The 20951-nt window shown below is 46.2% G+C and carries 21 protein-coding genes and 1 other annotated feature; of the genes, 19 read left to right on the forward strand and 2 right to left on the reverse strand.

Annotated features, from left to right (window positions below; all coding sequences use genetic code 11):
* Positions 1–52 precede the first annotated feature (52 nt).
* Both MWM02_RS04100 and MWM02_RS04105 read left to right on the forward strand, forming a co-directional pair.
* Positions 53–1138, forward strand: coding sequence for a M42 family metallopeptidase (locus MWM02_RS04100; protein WP_064549593.1), 1086 nt, complete (start codon positions 53–55; stop codon positions 1136–1138).
* Positions 1139–1273: 135 nt separating this feature from the next.
* Positions 1274–2044: a class I SAM-dependent methyltransferase gene (locus MWM02_RS04105; protein ID WP_244403591.1), complete on the forward strand. Its 771-nt coding sequence runs from the start codon at positions 1274–1276 to the stop codon at positions 2042–2044.
* A gap of 13 nt (positions 2045–2057) precedes the next feature.
* Here MWM02_RS04105 and sspI read toward each other — a convergent pair whose 3' ends face one another.
* Positions 2058–2273: a small acid-soluble spore protein SspI gene (gene sspI / locus MWM02_RS04110; RefSeq protein WP_064549594.1), complete on the reverse strand. Its 216-nt coding sequence runs from the start codon at positions 2271–2273 to the stop codon at positions 2058–2060.
* Between the two features lie 97 nt (positions 2274–2370).
* Here sspI and MWM02_RS04115 point away from each other — a divergent pair, with 97 nt between their 5' ends.
* From MWM02_RS04115 to MWM02_RS04180, 14 genes are all read left to right on the forward strand, one after another.
* Positions 2371–3132: a TrmH family RNA methyltransferase gene (locus MWM02_RS04115; protein WP_244403001.1), complete on the forward strand. Its 762-nt coding sequence runs from the start codon at positions 2371–2373 to the stop codon at positions 3130–3132.
* 336 nt (positions 3133–3468) lie between these two features.
* Positions 3469–3705, forward strand: a binding site (T-box leader).
* A gap of 52 nt (positions 3706–3757) precedes the next feature.
* Positions 3758–4063, forward strand: a complete 306-nt coding sequence (locus tag MWM02_RS04120; RefSeq protein ID WP_244403002.1) for an NUDIX domain-containing protein — start codon at positions 3758–3760, stop codon at positions 4061–4063.
* 159 nt (positions 4064–4222) lie between these two features.
* Positions 4223–5257: a phenylalanine--tRNA ligase subunit alpha gene (pheS, locus tag MWM02_RS04125; RefSeq protein ID WP_244403003.1), complete on the forward strand. Its 1035-nt coding sequence runs from the start codon at positions 4223–4225 to the stop codon at positions 5255–5257.
* Between the two features lie 16 nt (positions 5258–5273).
* Entirely contained in the window at positions 5274–7688 is a 2415-nt protein-coding gene (gene pheT, locus MWM02_RS04130; protein WP_244403004.1) for a phenylalanine--tRNA ligase subunit beta, read from the forward strand.
* A 160-nt stretch (positions 7689–7848) separates the two neighbouring features.
* A complete protein-coding gene (locus MWM02_RS04135) occupies positions 7849–8631 on the forward strand; it encodes a hypothetical protein (RefSeq protein ID WP_244403005.1) in 783 nt (260 codons plus the stop codon).
* A 4-nt stretch (positions 8632–8635) separates the two neighbouring features.
* Positions 8636–9004, forward strand: a complete 369-nt coding sequence (locus MWM02_RS04140; protein WP_064549600.1) for a GntR family transcriptional regulator — start codon at positions 8636–8638, stop codon at positions 9002–9004.
* Positions 9001–9705: an ABC transporter ATP-binding protein gene (locus MWM02_RS04145; RefSeq protein WP_244403006.1), complete on the forward strand. Its 705-nt coding sequence runs from the start codon at positions 9001–9003 to the stop codon at positions 9703–9705. Before MWM02_RS04140 ends, MWM02_RS04145 begins: the two co-directional genes overlap by 4 nt.
* Entirely contained in the window at positions 9702–10616 is a 915-nt protein-coding gene (locus MWM02_RS04150) for an ABC transporter ATP-binding protein (protein ID WP_064549602.1), read from the forward strand. The genes MWM02_RS04145 and MWM02_RS04150 overlap by 4 nt, the downstream gene beginning before the upstream one ends.
* A complete protein-coding gene (locus tag MWM02_RS04155; protein ID WP_081260166.1) occupies positions 10609–11556 on the forward strand; it encodes an ABC transporter permease in 948 nt (315 codons plus the stop codon). The genes MWM02_RS04150 and MWM02_RS04155 overlap by 8 nt, the downstream gene beginning before the upstream one ends.
* Positions 11557–11734: 178 nt before the next feature.
* Positions 11735–11968 (forward strand): hypothetical protein, encoded by a 234-nt coding sequence (locus tag MWM02_RS04160; RefSeq protein WP_244403007.1) that lies wholly within the window; start codon positions 11735–11737, stop codon positions 11966–11968.
* Entirely contained in the window at positions 11955–12524 is a 570-nt protein-coding gene (locus tag MWM02_RS04165; RefSeq protein WP_064549604.1) for a DUF6036 family nucleotidyltransferase, read from the forward strand. The genes MWM02_RS04160 and MWM02_RS04165 overlap by 14 nt, the downstream gene beginning before the upstream one ends.
* 308 nt (positions 12525–12832) lie before the next feature.
* A complete protein-coding gene (locus MWM02_RS04170; RefSeq protein WP_064549605.1) occupies positions 12833–13285 on the forward strand; it encodes a MarR family winged helix-turn-helix transcriptional regulator in 453 nt (150 codons plus the stop codon).
* Positions 13282–16404, forward strand: a complete 3123-nt coding sequence (locus MWM02_RS04175) for an MMPL family transporter (protein ID WP_244403008.1) — start codon at positions 13282–13284, stop codon at positions 16402–16404. Before MWM02_RS04170 ends, MWM02_RS04175 begins: the two co-directional genes overlap by 4 nt.
* Positions 16405–16502: 98 nt before the next feature.
* Positions 16503–17165 (forward strand): type 1 glutamine amidotransferase domain-containing protein, encoded by a 663-nt coding sequence (locus MWM02_RS04180; RefSeq protein ID WP_064549607.1) that lies wholly within the window; start codon positions 16503–16505, stop codon positions 17163–17165.
* Between the two features lie 127 nt (positions 17166–17292).
* Here MWM02_RS04180 and rnhC read toward each other — a convergent pair whose 3' ends face one another.
* Positions 17293–18201, reverse strand: coding sequence for a ribonuclease HIII (gene rnhC / locus MWM02_RS04185; RefSeq protein WP_244403009.1), 909 nt, complete (start codon positions 18199–18201; stop codon positions 17293–17295).
* Between the two features lie 120 nt (positions 18202–18321).
* Here rnhC and zapA point away from each other — a divergent pair, with 120 nt between their 5' ends.
* The 3 genes from zapA to polX all read left to right on the forward strand — a co-directional run bounded on the left by zapA (position 18322) and on the right by polX (position 20950).
* On the forward strand, positions 18322–18585 hold the full coding sequence (gene zapA / locus MWM02_RS04190) for a cell division protein ZapA (protein WP_064549609.1): 264 nt from the start codon (positions 18322–18324) through the stop codon (positions 18583–18585).
* Positions 18586–18589: 4 nt separating this feature from the next.
* Complete coding sequence (locus MWM02_RS04195) at positions 18590–19129, forward strand: CvpA family protein (RefSeq protein WP_064549610.1); 540 nt, start codon at positions 18590–18592, stop codon at positions 19127–19129.
* A 102-nt stretch (positions 19130–19231) separates the two neighbouring features.
* The gene (polX, locus tag MWM02_RS04200; protein WP_064549611.1) at positions 19232–20950 is read left to right on the forward strand and encodes a DNA polymerase/3'-5' exonuclease PolX; all 1719 of its coding nucleotides are present in this window, start codon (positions 19232–19234) and stop codon (positions 20948–20950) included.
* Position 20951 lies beyond the last annotated feature (1 nt).

The raw sequence follows: 20951 nt of genomic DNA on the forward strand, positions 1-20951 counted from the left end.
TGATTATTTTGGGTATAATGAAATTGTGGATGAAACAGAAAGGGGTCTAATTATGGCAAAGCTAGATGAAACATTAACAATGCTAAAAGAATTGACGGACGCCAAAGGCGTTCCGGGCAACGAACGGGAAGCGCGCGAAGTGATGAAAAAGTACATAACTCCTTACGCCGATGAAGTGACAACGGACGGCCTCGGCAGTTTAGTCGCGAAAAAGAAAGGAAATAGTGATGGCCCAAAGATTATGGTTGCCGGTCATTTAGATGAAGTTGGCTTTATGGTGACGCAAATTGATGAGAAAGGATTTATCCGCTTTCAAACATTAGGAGGCTGGTGGAGCCAAGTTATGCTGGCGCAGCGCGTCACCATTTTAACGCGCAAAGGAGAAATCACCGGCGTCATCGGTTCGAAACCGCCGCACATTTTGCCGCCGGAAGCGCGCAAAAAACCAGTTGAAATCAAAGATATGTTCATCGATATCGGCGCGACAAGCCGCGAGGAAGCAATGGAATGGGGCGTGCGTCCGGGCGATTCGATCGTTCCGTATTTTGAGTTTACCGTGTTGAATAACGAAAAAATGCTGCTTGCGAAAGCTTGGGACAACCGGATCGGCTGCGCGGTTGCGATTGATGTGCTAAAACGATTGAAAGATGCGGACCATCCGAATGTCGTGTACGGCGTCGGCACGGTGCAGGAAGAAGTCGGTTTGCGCGGGGCGAGAACGGCCGCGCATTTCATTCAGCCGGATATCGCTTTTGCTGTTGATGTCGGCGTTGCTGGAGATACGCCAGGCGTTTCTGAAAAAGAAGCGATGGGCAAGCTTGGCGCCGGACCTCATATCGTGTTATACGATGCAACGATGGTATCTCATCGCGGCTTGCGTGAGTTTGTCATTGATGTCGCCGAAGAGCTCAACATTCCTTACCATTTTGACGCGATGCCAGGCGGCGGCACCGACGCTGGCGCGATTCATTTAACGGCAAGCGGTGTGCCGTCATTGACGATCTCGATTCCAACGCGCTACATCCACTCCCATGCGGCGATTTTGCACCGTGATGACTATGAAAACACAGTGAAGCTGCTTGTCGAAGTCATCAAGCGTTTAGACGCGGAAAAAGTTAAACAAATTACATTCGAATGATCAGCGAAGAAAAGCCGGCAATCAATGTCGGCTTTTCTTTTTAGCGAAGGGATTACAGAAGTGAAAGATAGAGATGCGGGAATGAAAAAACATATATTAGCATAACAAACTTAGGGGGAAGAGAAATTGGTTTCTGTGAATGTATGGAATGCGGATGCATATGATGAAAAGTTATCGTTTGTGTCTGAGTTAGGGAAAAGTTTGGTAGAGATGTTAGATCCGAAACAAGGAGAAAAAATTCTTGATTTAGGATGCGGAACAGGAGATCTTACAAATGAAATTGCAAAACTGGGGGCCAAAGTTGTCGGGATGGATGTATCCCCTGATATGATCGAAAAAGCACGAAAAAAATATCCACATCTTTCTTTTCTTGTAGATAATGGTGAATCATTTCGAACCGAAGAACGCTATGACGCTATTTTCTCCAATGCCGCTTTGCATTGGATGAAGCGGGCTGAAAGTGTTGTGCAATCGATGGCTCTCGCCTTGCGAGAGGGGGGACGGTTGGTCGCTGAATTTGGCGGAAAAGGAAACGTGGACGCTATTGTGAAAACAATAGAAGAGGTTTTGTTCACAAACTATGGCATTGATGCAAAAGAAAGAAACCCATGGTATTTTCCGAGTATTGGGGAATATAGCAGTTTGCTTGAAAAGCACGGATTTCGTGTGATCTATGCCAGCCATTTTGATCGCCCTACCCCTTTACCTGATAGCGATCAAGGATTAGATCACTGGCTCGAGGGCTTTGCTGGTGACTTTTTTGCTGATTTCGAATTGGACGAGAAAACATTGGCTTATCAGAAGATCAAATCACGATTAAAGGCATACCTATGGAAAGATGGCGTATGGATTGCGGATTATAAACGGATTCGAATTATAGCGGTGAAGGAGGAAAGGGAAGCGTGATGCTGCTTCCCTTTTATGCATGTTGCTTGACCGCTTGTTCCAGTGTTGTGAGCATTTCCTCTTTTTGCTGCTCGCTCGAATGTTTCCAAATCTCTTCAAAGAGGACGCCGAGTCCCGGCAAATATTTTTCTTCGCCGCGCTGAATCGCGTCCACGATCGTATCTTCCAATTGTTCTTTCGTGTTGTTAGCGACATTTTGCATAATTGCATGGCGCAAGTTGAAATCCATCTCGTTCACCTCGCTAGTATATAGGTACATCCTTATTTTTTGCGCGAATTTCGTTTATTATGTATATGGATATGCAAAACGTAAAGGAGAATGAGCGTTGAAACGAATTGAATCGGTAAAAAATCCGCAAGTGAAGCAGTGGAAAAAGCTGCTTATGAAAAAGGAACGGGATAAAACAGGGCTGTTTCTTATCGAAGGGTTTCATTTAGTGGAAGAAGCGTTGAAAAGCAACATATCCATTATCCAATTGATTGTGGACGAGAATAAAGCGATTCCGGCAACGTGGGATATCAGCGGCATCCCAATTGCCATCGTTACAGAGGACGTGATGAAAGCGATCAGCGACATGGAGACACCGCAAGGAATCGCGGCCGTATGCGAGCAGTTTTCTTATGGCGATATGGACTGGGCGCAGGCGAATGTGCTTCTGATTGACGCCGTGCAAGATCCAGGCAACATCGGTACGATGATCCGCACTGCCGATGCGGCAGGAATCGATGCTGTCATTCTTGGCAAAGGCTGCGCTGACTTGTACAACCCAAAAGTCATTCGAGCCACGCAAGGTTCGCTTTTTCATCTGCCAATTATTCGCGGAAATCTCCGCGAATGGATGGAAAAGCTTCAAGCGCAGAACGTTACGATTTACGGTACATCGTTAGAAAACGGAGAAGATTATCGCTGCATCAAACCGTCTCGGTCGTTTGCCCTGCTTGTCGGCAATGAAGGAAGCGGCGTCAGCAAACCATTGCTGGAGATGACGGCGAAAAATTTATATATTCCGATTTACGGACAGGCTGAATCGCTCAACGTCGCCGTCGCCGCCGGAATTTTGCTTTATCATTTACGGGGCGTGTCGTAGACTGGAAGAGGCAATCGATGAGATAAAACCATTGCTTAGCGCGGTGATGGAACGTCTGGAAACATGGAACAGCCTGCTTGCAAAAGAGACATGAAGCTATGGCTGTGCTTCTCAAAGATGCAGCTAATTAAATGCAGCCATGTCTGTGTGGAAGCGTAATGCGGCCAGCCCAAAAGAAGGACAAACCTGCCAAGACAAAATATGGGGAATTCCAACGATCAAGAAGCGGTGAGTGTCGAATTGCACAAGTTTCATGAACATGAGAGTATGTTGCGCGATGTTCGCCGTTTGCTTATAATATAATACAGCATTTATTTGACATAATCGAATATACGGAAAACGACGATGAAAGAGAAGAGTAGCTTGCCACTCGCCATCCAGGGAGAAAACGCCGCAGACTGGGAGCGTTTTTATGGTAGAAGCAAGTGAATTCACCTCTGGAGTTGACACTTGGACCATTCCGCGCCTGCGGAATGTAAAGGTGTTCCGGCCTATGCCGTTATCGCAATGAAGCGAACAGCGCCCTTTTGCGCTGTTAACAAGGGTGGTACCGCGAGTTTACTCGTCCCTTATATGGCAAGGGGCGAGTTTTTTTATAGATCATAATGGGGAGAGGAGTGGAGGGATGGAAGAAGCGCGGATATTTGGCGATCGCCTCGAACATGTACATTACATCGTCAGGCAAGGCGCCTATGCAGTGATCATCAACGATGGCATGGTCGCTGTCGTGAAAACGCCAACCGGATATTTTTTGCCCGGCGGTGGATTAGAAGGGACAGAAACATTGGAAAGCTGTCTCAAACGTGAAGTTTTTGAAGAAACGGGGTATAACATCCGTATTCTTCAATTTATCGGACGGGCGCAAAAGTATTTCTACTCAACGACTTTTCATGACTATATGGCATGGCTAGCGATGGATTTTTCTACATAGCAGAAATTACGGGAGAGCAACACTCCGTTTTCGAAAAAGACCACGAACTAGTGTGGATTCCACGCAAAGATATTCCGAAAGTATTGTTACATGAGCATCAAGCATGGGCAGTAGAAGAGGCATTTCGTTTATTTGAGTGAAGAAAAGGAGGAGTTTTTCATGAAAGAACGGTTGCAGCAGCTTCAACAAGAAGCGCTCGAAAAAATCGAACAAGCTCGTGATTTGAAAGCACTCAATGAGGTGCGCGTCGCTTATCTTGGCAAAAAAGGACCAATTACCGAAGTGCTCCGCGGCATGGGATCATTGTCGCCGGAAGAGCGCCCGGTCATCGGCGCGCTCGCCAACGAAGTGCGGCAAGCGATCCAAAGCGCGCTGGAAGCGAAGCAAGCGAAGCTCGAACAAGAAGAAGTCGAGAAAAAATTAGCGGCGGAAGCGATTGACGTCACGCTTCCAGGCCGCCCGGTCAAAAGAGGCAATCATCATCCGCTTACGCGCGTCATTGAAGAAATCGAAGACTTGTTCATCGGCATGGGCTATACGATTGCCGAAGGGCCGGAAGTGGAAAAAGACTATTACAATTTTGAAGCGTTGAACTTGCCAAAAGGCCACCCGGCGCGCGATATGCAAGATTCATTCTACATTACCGAAGAAATTTTGCTTCGCACCCATACGTCACCGGTGCAAGCGCGCACGATGGAAAAACATCAAGGGCGCGGGCCGGTGAAAATCATCTGCCCGGGAAAAGTGTACCGCCGCGACAACGATGATGCGACGCACTCGCATCAATTTACGCAAATTGAAGGGCTTGTCGTCGATGAAAACATCCGCATGAGCGATTTAAAAGGAACGCTTCGCGAGTTTGCCCGCAAAATGTTTGGCGAAGACCGCGAAATCCGCTTCCGCCCAAGCTTTTTCCCGTTCACCGAGCCGTCGGTCGAAGTCGATGTATCCTGCTTCCATTGCGGGGGGCATGGCTGCAGCGTCTGCAAAGGGACAGGGTGGATTGAAATTTTAGGTGCCGGCATGGTTCATCCAAACGTGTTAGAAATGGCCGGATTTGATTCGAAAAAATATACCGGTTTCGCGTTTGGCATGGGTCCGGAGCGCATTGCGATGCTCAAATACGGCATTGATGACATCCGTCATTTCTATCAAAATGACATTCGCTTCTTACAGCAATTCCATCGCGTGTAAAAGGGAGGTTTGAACGATGTTTGTTTCCTATAAATGGCTGAAAGAATACGTAGACCTTACGGGAATCACCGCAAAAGAACTAGCCGACCGCATTACCAAAAGCGGCATCGAAGTTGAAAGTGTGGAAGTATTAAATAAAGGGGCAAAAGGCGTTGTCGTCGGGCATGTGCTTGAATGCGAACCGCATCCGAACGCTGATAAATTAAGAAAATGCCTTGTCGATATCGGCGAAGGCGAGCCAGTGCAAATTATTTGCGGCGCCCCGAATGTTGCCAAAGGGCAGAAAGTAGCGGTGGCGAAAGTCGGCGCCGTCCTGCCAGGCGGCTTGAAAATTAAACGGGCGAAATTGCGTGGCGAAGAATCAAACGGCATGATTTGTTCCTTGCAAGAGCTCGGCATTGAATCGAAATTAGTGCCGAAAGAATACGCCGATGGCATTTTCGTATTTCCAAGCGACGCTCCGGTTGGCGCCGATGCGCTGGAATTATTAAATTTAGACGATGAAGTATTAGAGCTTGGACTTACGCCAAACCGCGCCGACTGCCTCAGCATGATCGGCGTCGCCTACGAAGTGGCGGCGATTTTAGGACGAAGCGTAAAGCTGCCGGTCATCGAGCTTCAAGAAAATGGCGAAAACGTTCATGATTATATTTCTGTGCGCGTCGACGCATCGGAAGACAATCCGTTATATGCGGGTCGCATTGTGAAAAACGTGAAAATCGGTCCGTCGCCGCTTTGGATGCAAACACGCTTGATGGCGGCAGGGATCCGTCCGCATAACAACGTCGTCGACATTACAAACTACATTTTGCTTGAGTACGGCCAGCCGCTTCACGCGTTTGACTATGACCGGCTTGGCTCAAAAGCAATCGTCGTGCGCCGCGCAAAAGCAGGCGAAACAATTGTCACATTGGATGATACGAAGCGCACGTTAACGGAAGACCATCTTGTCATTACGAATGGAACGGAACCGGTCGCTTTAGCTGGTGTGATGGGCGGCGCAAATTCCGAAGTGCGTGACGACACCACAACGGTGTTTATCGAATCCGCTTATTTCACAAGCCCTGCCATCCGCAAAGCGTCGAAAGACCATGGATTGCGCAGTGAAGCAAGCACACGCTTTGAAAAAGGCATTGACCCGGCGCGGACAAAAGAAGCGTTAGACCGCGCGGCCGCGCTAATGGCTGAGTACGCTGGCGGCGAAGTCGTTGGCGGCATTGTCGAAGTCAATACGTTAAAAGAACAAGAAGTGACGGTCACCATTACGTTGGACCGCATCAACCGCGTGCTCGGCACGGCGATTACGAAAGACGAAGTTGCCACGATTTTAACGAACTTGCAATTTGCATTTACTGAAGATAACGGAACGTTTACGATTACGGTTCCATCACGCCGCCGCGATATTTCGATTGAAGAAGATATTATCGAAGAAGTAGCGAGATTATATGGCTATGACCGCTTGCCGGCGACATTGCCAGTCGCGGAAACGAAGCCGGGCAAACTGACTCCATATCAAGCAAAACGCCGGAAAGTGCGCCGCTATTTAGAAGATGTCGGTCTTTTCCAAGCGATTACGTATTCTCTGACAAGCGCGGAAAAGGCGACGATGTTCGCGTTAGAAACAGCGGAACCGATCCGCCTGGCGCTTCCGATGAGCGAAGAACGCAGCGTCCTTCGCCAAAGCTTGCTGCCGCATTTATTAGAAGTAGCGAGCTACAATCGCGCGCGTCAAGTCGAAAATGTTGCCGTCTATGAAACAGGCGCGGTGTATCTCACAAGCGGCGAAAACGCGCTGCCAAGCGAAAAAGAACGTCTCGCCGGAGTCGTAACAGGCGTATGGCACGCCCACTTATGGCAAGGCGAGAAAAAAGCGGTCGATTTCTATGTCGTGAAAGGGATTTTAGACGGATTATTCGAATTGCTTGGTTTAACGAACCGTATCGAATATAAGCAGGCGAAACGCGAACATATGCATCCGGGACGCACCGCTGATATTTTGCTGGATGGCAAGACGATCGGCTTTGTCGGCCAGCTCCATCCGGTTGTGCAAAAAGAGTACGATTTAAAAGAAACGTACGTATTTGAACTTGCCTTGGCTGACTTGTTAAATACGGAAATAGAGGATATTCGCTACGCGCCGATTCCGCGTTTTCCATCGATTACGCGCGATATCGCGCTTGTCGTTGATGAAAACGTCGTTGCCGGCGAACTGCAAAAAGCGATTATCGAAGCGGGCGGCAGCTTGCTGAAAGAGGTGGCGATTTTCGACGTATACAAAGGCGACCGCCTTCCAGACGGCAAAAAATCGATCGCCTTCTCGCTCCGTTATTATGATCCGGAACGTACATTAACAGACGAAGAAGTAACGGCCGTTCACGAAAAAGTGATCCAAGCGGTAGAACAGCAATTCGGCGCGACATTGCGTGGATAAAACAAAATCCCTCGTCTTATGCGGAAGCATAAGGCGGGGGATTTTTTGCAAGTTGCATAGGGAATAAGCGGAATTTTTTTGCCGCAAAGGTTGACGTTTCATTCTGGATTAGTGTACTATTTAACTAGAACACTAATTCGCTGTTACTGGAGGAGAAAGAATGAGTCCGTGGATTGGCTTATTAAAAAAAGAATGGCGCATCTCTAAAGTTTGGATATTCACTACGGTTGGCATCGTGATTGCCGTTAATATAGTGGCATATTTATTGTCTCTAAAATACGACGAGCCGATAACGATGTTTGTTCCATCGTTGATTGTCACATGCCTGCATGCTTTTTATATGTTGATGTTTATGGCTCTTAGCTTGCAAACAGAAGCGAAGCGGCTCCATTTATGGCTTCACACCCCGCAGCCGGCATTTCGGTTGGTGAGCGCCAAACTGATCATCGCGTTTGGTAGCATGCTTGTTTCCTTGTTTGTTTCGACGCTGTTTACTTACATTGCATCTCTTGGGATAAAAGAGAGGTATTTCCACGAAAAAATGTGGAATCATGAGCTTTTTATCGAAAGCGGCGCGCTTGCCGCTCTGTCTATTGCACTGTTATCTATCCATTTAGCTGTCTTGTTTTTGCTTTATTGGGTGATTTACCGCATCTGTAAACAAATGATTTCGAAGTTGGCGGGGCCGGTCGTTACGCTGGCTTATTTTCTGATTGGCTGGCTGTTTTCATCGTTTATGCAAACGAACGTATACGAATGGTTAACAGAATGGGGAAAAATAGCGATGCCAGGGGTTGCGTTCAAGTACAATGCGACTGAGGGATGGATAATGATCGAAAAGATGGAAACGATGCCAATAGGCGTAGTCGTTTTTTACGGTATTATGGATGTCCTCGTATTTTGCGCTTCTGTTTGGCTAATTGGCAGAAAAGTTGAGGTGTAAAGACGTGGTTGAGGAGTTTGATACAACGAAACCGATTTATATACAAATAATGGAAATGATCAATAAAAAAATTGTCCGAAACGAATGGAAGGCGGGGGAGAAGTTGCCGTCTGTCCGCGAGATGGCAGTGAAAACAGGAGTGAACCCGAATACGATACAGCGCACATATAGCGAACTGGAGAGGATGGGGATTGTGGAAACACGGCGCGGTCAAGGAACGTTTGTCACGGAAAATGTAGAAGTTATCGAACGATTGCGTGAAAGGTTGAAGCAGGACATTGTCGATGACTTTATCCGAAACATGACGGAGCTTGGGTTCACGCTGGACGATATGATCGCCACATTGAAAAACTATAAAGGGGGAGAGCAATGATTCAATTTGAGCACGTCACAAAAAAGTTTGGCGGCGTTACGGCGCTAAAGGATGTTTCGCTAAACTTGGAAAAAGGGAAAATCATCGGTGTCCTTGGCGCAAATGGCAGCGGCAAATCGACGTTCTTAAAGTTGATCGCTGGATTAGTTTCTCCAACAGCAGGAAACGTGCTTGTTGACGGTGAAAAAGTAACGAGGAAAATCAGCCGCAAAGTCGTGTATTTATCGGAACTGGACGTTTATTACGATAGTTTTACGGTTCAAGATATGCTCGAGTTTTACGCTTCGCAATTTAGCGATTTTCGAACAGAAAAAGCGCGTGACATATTAGCGTTTATGCAAATGGACCCGTCCAAAAAATTAAAGCAACTGTCCAAAGGCGGACGGGGGCGTGCGAAAATCGCCTTTACGCTAGCGCGGGAAGCGCCGATTTTATTGATGGATGAACCGCTGTCCGGACTCGATCCGATGGTGCGTGAATCGATCGTCAAAGGACTTGTTTCATTTATTGATCTAGAACGGCAGATGATTGTGATGACAACGCATGAAATCGATGAAGTTGAACCGCTGCTCGATGAAGCCGTTTTTCTCCGCGATGGAACGGTGGTGGAACGCGTTCATGTCGATGAATTAAGAGAAACAAACCGCGATAGTGTAGTAAGCCGGCTGAAAAAAATTTATAAGGGAGAGGAACGACCATGAATCCGCTTTTGCAATTGAAAAATGTCAGGAAAGATATCGGCAAGAAAACGATTATCCACGATTTGTCGCTTGAAGTATTTGCGGGGGAAGTGTTTGGTTTTCTTGGGCCGAACGGCGCCGGGAAAACGACGACAATCCGCATGATCGTAGGACTGATGGGAATTACTAGCGGCGAAGTGCTGATTAATGGAATCAGCATTCAAAAAGATTTTGAAAAAGCGATTCAACATGTCGGTGCCATTGTTGAAAATCCGGAAATGTATAAGTTTTTGACTGGATATCAAAATTTGCTTCATTACGCGCGCATGACAAAAGGAGTCACTAAAGAACGCATCGACGAAGTTGTCCAATTAGTCGGCTTGGCAAAACGAATCCATGACAAAGTGAAAACGTACTCGCTTGGCATGCGGCAGCGACTGGGACTGGCACAGGCATTGCTTCATCGGCCTTCCTTGCTTATTTTGGATGAACCGACAAATGGGCTTGATCCTGCCGGCATCCGAGAAATCCGCGACTATTTGCGCAAGCTGGCGAAAGAAGAAGGACTTGGGATCATCGTTTCGAGCCATCTTCTCGCGGAAATGGAAATGATGTGCGATCGGTTTGCGATTATTCAACATGGGAGATTAGTAGGAATTGAATCGGTTCAAGAACTGTCCAAACAAGCGCAAAAAGTGCTGCTTACTGTAGAACCGGTGGAGCAAGCGTTAACTGTGATCAAAAATACTTATCCTCATATGAACGCTGTGCCGGCGAAGCAAGGAATTGAAGTTTCGCTTGATTACGAGGAAATACCAAACTTAAATGCTGCGCTAGTATCCGAACACATTAAAGTATATGGAATTCAAGTTCTGACGAAATCGCTGGAGGAAAGATTTTTAGAAATGACAGGAGGAAACGAAATTGTCTAGCATTCTTTCGCTAATTCAAAATGAAAATATGAAAATTTACCGCAGGTTTGGCACATGGTTTATGATCGGGCTCCTTGCTTTGTCGACGCTGGCGGGAGCGCTGATTATCAAAGCGACGCATAAAGAGCCGGCGAACTGGAAGGCGGAGGTCGCTTCGGAAATAAAAAGAATGGAAGCGGAGCTTTCTGAGGAAAAGCTGCCGAAAATGTATAAAAATTACCTCCAACAACAGCTGGCAATCAATGAGTACCGCCTAGAACACAATATAAAACCAGTAGCGTCCAATACGTTCTGGGGATATTTAGTGGACTCGGCAGACATTATTGCGTTGATTACGCTGTTTACGATTATTGTGGCAGCAGGAAGTGTAGCGAGCGAATTTTCGTGGGGAACGATCAAGCTGCTGCTCATTCGTCCCGCCAGCCGCACGAAAATTTTGCTTTCCAAATACATCGCCGCTCTGTTATTTGCGCTTTTCATGCTGTTATTGTTGTTTATTTTCTCGGCTGTCATCGGCGCAGCCGCTTTTGGAATCGAAAACATCAGCGAACCATATTTGGCGTACCAAAACGGCGCAGTCGTTGAGAGAAGCATGCTTTTCCATGTTATGCAAGTATATGCGCTAAATTGTGCTGATCTTGTCATGATGGCGACCTTTGCGTTTATGATATCGGCGGTGTTTCGCAATCATTCGCTCGCGATTGGGCTGGCGACGTTTGCATTGTTTGTAGGGCCGCAAGTTACAGCGCTTCTTGCCATGAAATTTGACTGGGCAAAATATTTATTATTTGCCAATACGGATTTAACGCAATATATTGATGGGACGCCGCTTGTCGAAGGAATGACGATGCCATTTTCCATCATGATGCTGCTTGTTTATTTTGTTATATTCAATGGAATTACCTGGTTGATTTTTCGGAAACGGGATATTGCGGCGTAATGCTTCTTATTCATGAAAATATAATTGCGGAAGAAATGACGAAATCAAAAGGGATGTCACTCTTGCGAAAGGGATGACATCCTTCATTATATTTTTTGGATAGGGATTGCCGTGGGCAGAACATGGGATAAAAAGGTATAATAAAACTATATTATAAGCGATTCAGAGTGATGGCATAATGAAAGAAATGGATTTTTCTGAATTGAGTGAGTGGATTTTGGAGAAAAAAAGCGATGTGGAGCGGGACATATTGCAGACAAAAGGAAAAGAGCGCAATATCCGTACACGGGCCCGTGATGAAAACGAAACCGAAATATTGGATGACCTGTGTAGAAAACGATGGAAAAAGGCAGAAACGGAAGGAAAAGTAAAATACTTGAGCAAGCGGGTGTGGTATTATGAATTCGATTGAAGAAGCGAGGCAAAAACTTCGTACGCTTTATTCCAAAACCTCGTTTGAAAAAATGGTGCAAGTGACGGCGATTTTGACCAAACTACTAGAGCCTTATCGCATCCGTCCAATTATTGTGGGGGGATTAGCAGTAGAAATATATACAAGAAGCGATTACACGACCGTTGATATCGATCTTATTGTTAGCGATCGAAAACGCGCTGGTGATTTACTTGTTCAGTTAGGCTTCACACCAGCGGGACGACATTGGTATCACGAAGAATTAATGGTAAGCATTGAAATTCCGAATGATATGCTGGAAGACGCTAATTACGATAAAGTCATAGAATTGCGAATGAAAGACGGATTAAAGGTATATGTGATTGGCATTGAAGATATTATTTTAGATCGATTGCGGGCTTGTGTTCATTGTAAATCTACTTCGGATTGCGAATGGGGAAAAAGAATGTTTTTTCTTCACGCCGAACGTTTGGACTTGGAATATATGAGAGAAATGGCAAAGATGGACGGGACGGCAGTATACTTAGAAGAATGGGTCCAGCAATATAACAAGTAAAATGAGATAAGTGAATAATGCAAAAAAGAAAATGAGGAAGGATATACAGTAGCATGGAAGCAGCAGACACGAAAATAACGAGTGGACCAATACGCTTTGTGAAATGTTAATGTTTTGATATTTTTGTAAAAGAAAAAGACCAGATTTTGGTCTTTTTCTATATCCTTTAGTTGAACAAGAAAATAAATACCATTATTTAACAGCGATTTTGAAAAAAGAAATTCTTTTCGGTTGACTTTTTTTTGAAGAGATTGTTACATTGTTTAATAGTTAAATAATTAAACTATTTTGCAAAGAGGAGTGGTATTTTGCGGTATGGAAACATTGATGATTTGGTAGAGCGATATTTGTCCGTTTCCTTTATCGTGATGAGAAAAGCAGCGGCACTTGTCAAATGCGAGCTTGATGAAGATATGACAAACGACCAATATTACTTGCTTCGCTACATAATGAAGAAAGGAAAATGCACATCTACAGAGCTTGCGTCCATATTTGGCGTAAACAAAAGCGCGATTACGGCGATGACGAACCGCCTTGTCGAAAAAGGCTTGCTTCAGCGCACGCGCGATCAAAACGACCGCAGGGTTGTTTATTTGACGCTGACGGAACGAGGAGACGAATGGATTGTGAAAACGGAAGAAAAAATTCATAAATTGGTCGAGTCGTTCATAACCAAATTTTCGGAGAAAGAAATTGAAACGTTTATTCAAACATATGAAAAGCTTGCTTGCATTTTGCAGGAGATGGAGGGGGTATCGTGAGAGGAATCATTAAAGGGAAATGGTTTGTGCTGTTGGCGTGGATGGTTGCTGCTGTCGTCCTTATGGTGACGGCGCCGAACATGGCTGACCTCGTCCGTGAGAAAGGGCAGCTTAGCGTGCCAAAAGGATACTCGTCATCGTTAGCGATGGAAATTTTAGAGGAAGTGCAGCAGCGGGAAAACAAGGGGAGCGAACTGTCAACAGCGCTTGTGTTTTACCGCAAAGGCGGATTGACGGACAATGATTGGAAGGAAGCGGAGCGCGCCGTTAAACAGCTGGAAGCGCAGAAAGACAAACTCGGAATTACTGAGATGATTTCCCCGTTTAAAGAGAAGGAATTGAAAGATCAACTTGTTTCGAAAGATGGTACGACGATTTTAACGTCGGTGAAGCTGGAGCGGAACGGGAGAAGCGCGAAAGAAATAAGCAAGGCGCTTTACAAAGCGATTGATGACATTCCGGTCGAGCATTATTATACGGGAAGCTGGATGATTGACGAAGACGTTGTTGTCAGTTCACAAGAAGGGTTGAAAAAGACGGAAGGCATTACCGTTGTATTTATTTTAGTGGTGCTGTTTATTGTGTTTCGTTCGTTTGTCGCGCCACTCATTCCGCTTGTAACGGTCGGGATGACGTATTTAGTATCGCAGTCGCTTGTCGCTTTTCTTGTCGATCAAGTAAATTTTCCGCTGTCTACGTTTACGCAAATCTTTTTAGTCGCCGTGCTGTTTGGGATCGGGACGGACTATTGCATTTTGTTGTTAAGCCGATTTAAGGAAGAGCTTTCGCAGCATGAAAACCGAGCAGATGCGATTATCGCCACGTACCGCACCGCGGGAAAAACGGTGTTGTTCAGCGGAATCGCCGTGATGATCGGATTTGCGGCGATTGGATTGTCGACGTTTAAGCTGTATCAATCGGCTGCCGCGGTTGCCGTCGGCGTGGCGGTGCTGCTGGTTGCGCTGATGACGTTGGTGCCGTTTTTTATGGCAACGCTCGGCCCAAATCTATTTTGGCCGGCGAAAGGCAATTTAGAGCATAAACAAAGCCGTTTGTGGGATGCCGCCGGCCGTTTTGCGTTTGCAAGGCCGCTAGTCGCTTTAGGAATCGTTGCGGTCATCACTGTTCCGGTATTAGCAACGTATGATGGCGATTTATCGTTTGATTCGCTTGAAGAGATTGGGGACGATTACGCATCCGTAAAGGCGTTTAACATTATCGCCAAAAGCTTTAATCCTGGCGAAGCGATGCCGACACAAATCGTCATGAAAAACGATGAAGCGCTGAATTCGCAAGAGTATTTTGCATTAATCGAAAAAATCAGCCGTGAAGTCGAGAAAGTCGATGGAGTGGACAAAGTGCGCTCTGTCACGCGCCCGACAGGAGAGCCAATTGAACAATTGCTTGTTACAGAACAAGCAAAAAGTTTAAAAGACGGCCTTGGCCAAGGAAAAGAGGGAATCGAGAAAATCAGTTCAGGGCTAAATCAAGCAAGCGGGCAACTTTCCGCTTCTGCGCCAAAATTAAAACAAGCGACAAACGGTATTGAACAGCTTGTCTCAGGAACGGAGCGGCTGAAAGCGAGCGTCAGCGACTTGCAAAAAGGGCTTGCGCAAATTGAACAAGGCATTCGCAGCGGTTCGATGGGAGCTGGCGAAATCAAAAAAGGATTGGCAGCAATCCAGGACAATGCGAAAGAGTTGCAACAAGGCGCTGAACAATTGCTGGAAGGATACGAAAAGGCGGGAAGCGGACTCTCTACGCTTGTCAACCAGTATGAACAGTTGCAAAACGGCATGAACGCTATATCAGCACAATTATCCTCGGTAAACGCATCGTTGAATCGCATTGAGCAAACACACCCAGAGTTGCGACAAGATCGCGAATATCAGCAAACAAAAATGGTCGCAGCGGGAGTAGCGAAACAATCACAGCAAATGACTGCCGGTTTTGCGCAATTAAATGCCGTGCTGAAACAGGTAAGCGCTGGGGTGCATCAAGCGAACGGCTCGTTTGCGCAGCTGATCGACGGCCAAAAGGCGTTAATTGATGGGATGTCCAAACTGATCGCAGGGCTTGGCGAGCTGCAAAAAGGGATGGATAAAGCGGCAAACGGGCAGCACCAAGTGATCGAGCGACTGCCACAATTAGCGAATGGATTAAGCGAAGTGAACGCCGGCCAAGAGCAGCTGTTGCAAGGATTTTCGCAGTTAGACGGACAAATGAATCAATTAATTACAGGGCTTGATCAAAGCGCCGACGGTCTCCGCAAAGTGTCAAAAGGCCTCAGTTCCGCACAAAGCTATTTATCCGAGCTCTCGGCTTCGCCAAACGAAGAAATGACAGGCTGGTATTTGCCAAAACAAGTGCTTGAAAGCAAGGAATTTGCCAAAGCGCAAGACGCGTATATGTCGAAAGATAAAAAAATCGTCACGTTTGATGTGATTTTTGATGAAAATCCGTATTCGGCGTCAGCGTTAAATAAAATAGATGATATTAAACAGGCAGTCGCGCGCGCGGTCAAAGATACGAAACTGGAAAACGCAAAAGTTGCCGTTGGCGGAGTGACAAGCATTTATGCCGATTTACATGCGATTTCGTCTGCTGACTATTCCCGCACTGTCGTGTTGATGCTTGCCGGCATCGCCCTTATTTTGATGATTTTGCTCCGCTCGCTGATCATGCCGATGTATTTAATTTTATCGCTCGTGTTAACGTACTACACATCGATGGCCGTCACAGAGCTTATTTTCGTCAACGGGCTTGGTTATGCCGGCTTGAACTGGGCGGTGTCGTTTTTCGCGTTTGTCATCTTAATCGCGCTTGGCATCGACTATAGCATTTTCTTGATGGACCGTTTCAATGAATACCGCAACAAGCCGGTACAAGAGGCAATGCTTGTCTCGATGCGCAACATGGGAACGGTCATTATCTCAGCGGCTGTCATTTTAGGCGGAACGTTTGCGGCAATGTATCCGTCCGGCGTCCTATCGCTTTTGCAGATCGCGACGATCGTCCTTACTGGGTTAATTTTATACGCGCTTGTTGTGCTGCCGCTGTTTGTCCCTGTGATGGTCAAAACGTTCGGCAAAGCAAACTGGTGGCCGTTTATGAAATAAAAAGATCAGTTTCATTGCACGAGAGCATATTTGTTGTTTATTTTGCAAAAGGTAATCTATGATAAAAGTGATGTTTCCAGTAAGGGGAGGAATCATAAATGACGAAACGCGTGCTAATGGTTGTCACCAATCATACAACGATCACCGATGACCATAAAACAGGGCTTTGGCTCGAAGAATTCGCCGTTCCGTACCTTGTATTTAAAGAAAAAGGCTATGACGTGAAAGTGGCAAGCATTCAAGGCGGGGAAGTGCCGCTTGACCCGCGCAGCATTGAAGAAAAAGATCCGGCTTGGGCAAAAGCGGAAGAAGAATTGAAAAACACCGCCCGCCTAAGCAAAGACGATGCGACAGGTTTTGATGCGATTTTCCTTCCTGGCGGCCACGGGACGATGTTTGATTTTCCAGATAACGAAACATTGCAATACGTTCTGCAACAATTCGCTGAAGACGGAAGAATCATTGGCGCCGTTTGCCATGGTCCGTCCGGTCTTGTCAATGTAACATATAAAGATGGAACGCCGCTTGTCAAAGGAAAAACGGTAACCGCATTTACGGACGAAGAAGAGAAAGAAGTGCAATTAGACCAATACATGCCGTTTTTACTTGAGTCGACATTGCGCTTAAGAGGCGCCAATTTTGTCCGCGGGGAAAAATGGACGGACTTCTCCGTGCGTGACGGCAATTTGATTACGGGGCAAAACCCGCAATCGAGCCGAAGCACGGCGGAGAAAGTAGTGGAAGCATTGGAAGGAAAATAATATATTATCAAACTACCGCTTTGTGCGGTAGTTTTTTATTGAATGTGGGCGGAAATGCAGTTATAGGAAGGAAAGGGGATGTCGGACAAAGTAGTGACTATTTCCCTTCTTGCAAGTCCGACAACTTTCATTGTTGTTTGGCAATTTGCATCGCCTTTTGCGTATTGGCAAAATGAAGCTTTCCGCACATTTCGAGAATTGCAGGCCCGTGCATTTGCATAAGCTTAGCGGCGGCTTGATCGACTTGTGCCCCTGCTCCTTTAGGCAATGTTATGCCGACTTTTTGGCTTAGCCGCTCCATTTCCTGCAAAAATACGTAGCGGGCGATGATCGAAGCAGCAGCCACCGCAATATGAATCGTTTCTGCCTTCGGATAACAATACACACGATCGCGGACGACGTTTGTTTCTCCTTCGAGATAGCGAAAATATAAGTCCCGTTCAATAAATTGGTCAATAATAATGGCTTCCGGCTTTATAGGAGAAAGCTGTTCCGTAAGCACGGCAATGGCCTCATTATGCAATAACGCTTTTATTTTCGTTTGTGGCATGCCGCTTCTCTGCCAGTCGTTGTACTTTTTGTTTGCCAGAATAACCGTTTGGTGCGCGATATGGTTCATCAGTGATGGGGCGAGCCGGCGGATCGCTTCATCGGTTAATTGCTTTGAATCCTTTACCCCCATTGCCCCAATCGTCTCGATTTGCTCTTTGGCGACATATGCGGCGGCAACGACAACCGGTCCGAAATAATCTCCTGTTCCGACTTCATCGGAACCGATTGCTGATGCGGCAGACAAACGGGGTTGCGAGGCTGCTGCTTTCTTTTGATTTGCTGGTTCCAGCCATTTTGCGGCTTCTTGTTCCGCCGCTTTTCCTTGAAACAATACTTTCCCTGAACGGTAAGCGGTAATCGTGCAGCCCGGCCGCTTGGCGACGAACAAAGCGCCAGCAGGAAGATGTTCTGTTATATCGGAAGCGTAATGATTCCGCATCTTTTCAAGCAGCGTTGCTGACGCCGCGATAACGTGATTTGCCATGTCCATTCACTCCTCATTGTCATCGTTTTTTCTTTGGCATATCTAGTAGTCGTATCTTTTCATTATATCAGCATTCATGTTATGATAAACAATAGGATTTTGAAGAATGGGGGAAATCATTTGGCGGAGCAACAAAAAACGCGGGTGACAGTCGATATATACGGACAGCAATATACGATCGTTGGCACTGAAAGCTCAAGCCATATTCGCTTGGTGGCATCGATCGTCGACGATAAAATGCGGGAGATTAGCGAGAAAAACCCAACGTTGGACATCAGCAAACTAGCGGTGCTGACAGCGATTAACATCGTTCACGATTATATAAAATTAAAAGAAGAATATGATCGGCTTTTGCAAAAACTACGCAAAGAAAAGGATGAGTAACGGAATGGTCGATCTTCTTTTGCTTTTTATCCTTTTCATGGGATTTATGATTGGCTTGAAACGTGGATTTATTTTGCAATTTATTCATATGGCAGGTTTTGTGGTTGCGTTTGTCGTTGCGTATTATCACTATGAAAAATTAGTGCCGACGCTCCGGTTATGGATTCCGTATCCGACGTTTGGCGATTCAGAAACGGCGAAATTGTTATTTGAAAGCACTCATTTGGACGACGCGTACTATCGAGCGATCGCGTTTGTGATTTTATTTTTTGCGGCGAAAATCGTGCTGCAAATTATCGGCTCGATGCTCGATTTTGTGGCACAATTGCCGATTCTTCGCAGCATTAACCGCTGGGCTGGCGGAGCATTAGGGTTTGTCGAAGTGTACTTAATCGTGTTTTTGATTCTATACGTTGGCGCGCTTGTTCCAATTGAAAGCGTACAAACGAAAATTCAGCATTCTTTTATGGCAATGGCCATTGTGAAACACACTCCGTTCTTGTCGGATATGTTGAAACAAATGTGGATTCATTATATGGGGTAGCGACTTCTCTATATAATTTATAGGGAAGTTTTTTTGTACTTTTTCATAAAAAACTTGTATTATGGTTTCATAGTGGGTTGTACGTTATAGGTGGTGAATATCATGAAAGGAAATAAAAAAGATGTCATTCGTCTGCTGGAGACGATTGCGTTATATATGGAGATAAAAGGGGAAAATCCGTTTAAAATTGCGGCGTTTCGCAAAGCGGCGAGCGCGTTGGAAGCAGATGAGCGTAGCATTTCGGAAATAGAAGATTTCACCGCTATTCCAGGTATTGGAAAAGGCACGTCAAGCGTTATTCAAGAATTTTTGGAAACGGGCGTATCAAGTGTTTTGGAACAATTGAAGCAAGCAATTCCGGAAAGTTTGCTTGCGTTGCTGCGACTTCCCGGACTTGGCGGCAAGAAAATCGCTAAGCTGTACCAAGAGCTAGGGGTTGTCGATATTGTCACCTTGAAAGAAGCTTGCCTCTCCCAGAAAGTGCAGCAGCTTCCGGGCTTCGGCAAAAAAACGGAAGAAAAGCTCTTGGCTGCGATTGAAGAAATCGGCTCTCGCCCGGAACGGCTTCCGCTAGCTTTTGTGCTGCCAATTGCCGAGGAAATAGAACGCCAGCTCGAAAATATGGAAGGGATTGTCCGTTTTTCCCGTGCCGGCAGTTTGCGGCGCATGAAAGAAACCGTGAAAGATTTGGATTTTATTATCGCGACAAACGAGCCGCAGCTTGTGCGGGAACAGTTATTGAAGCTGGCAAATGTCTCTGACGTCATTGCCAACGGCGATACGAAAGTGTCTTTGCAGCTTCGCTATGAGTATGACATTGCCGTTGATTTTCGTTTAGTGGCACCAGAACAGTTTGCCACGACACTTCATCATTTTACGGGATCGAAAGAACATAATGTTCGCATGCGACAGCTGGCAAAAGAGCGCGGCGAAAAAATTAGCGAGTACGGAGTAGAAAATGTGGAAACGGGTGAAGTAAAAACTTTTTCGGATGAACGAGGGTTTTTTGCCTATTTTCACTTGCCATTTATCCCTCCAGAACTAAGGGAGGATGGAACGGAAGTCGATCGCTATCGTGACGATTATCCGCTTCTTTGCCTTTCCGACGTCCAAGGGGATTTGCATATGCATTCAGCCTGGAGCGACGGGGCGTGCTCGATCGAAGAGATGGCGGAAGCGTGCCGGAAAAAAGGCTACCGTTATATGGCGATCACCGATCATTCTCAATATTTGAAAGTGGCGAACGGTTTAACGGTGGAGCGGCTTCGCAGGCAGCGGGAAGAAATTGAACGGCTAAATGCGAAGTATGATGATTTTACGATTTTGGCTGGCGTAGAAATGGATATTTTGCCAGATGGGACGCTTGATTATGATGATGATGTTCTCGAAGAGCTTGACTTTGTCATCGCTGCGATTCATTCAAGTTTTTCCCAGCCGCGCGATGTGATTATGAAGCGCCTCACCGCCGCGCTGCGCAACCGCCATGTTGATTTGATCGCCCATCCGACTGGAAGGCTGATCGGAAAACGGGACGGATATGACGTAGATATAGACATGCTTATTGAACTGGCGCGGGAAACGAATACGGCGCTCGAGTTAAACGCGAATCCGAACCGCCTTGATTTATCCTATTCTTATTTAAAGAAAGCGCAAGATGCTGGAGTCAAAATCGCAATTAATACCGACGCCCACCATCTGGACATGCTTGACCATATGAAAATAGGGGTCATAACAGCAAGAAAAGGATGGATTCGCAAAGAAACGGTAATCAACACATGGTCTCTGGAAGAGCTGCGCAGCTTTTTGCAGCGTAAGCGATAAG

The sequence above is a fragment of the Parageobacillus sp. KH3-4 genome (assembly GCF_022846435.1).
Lineage (GTDB): Bacteria > Bacillota > Bacilli > Bacillales > Anoxybacillaceae > Parageobacillus > Parageobacillus thermoglucosidasius_A.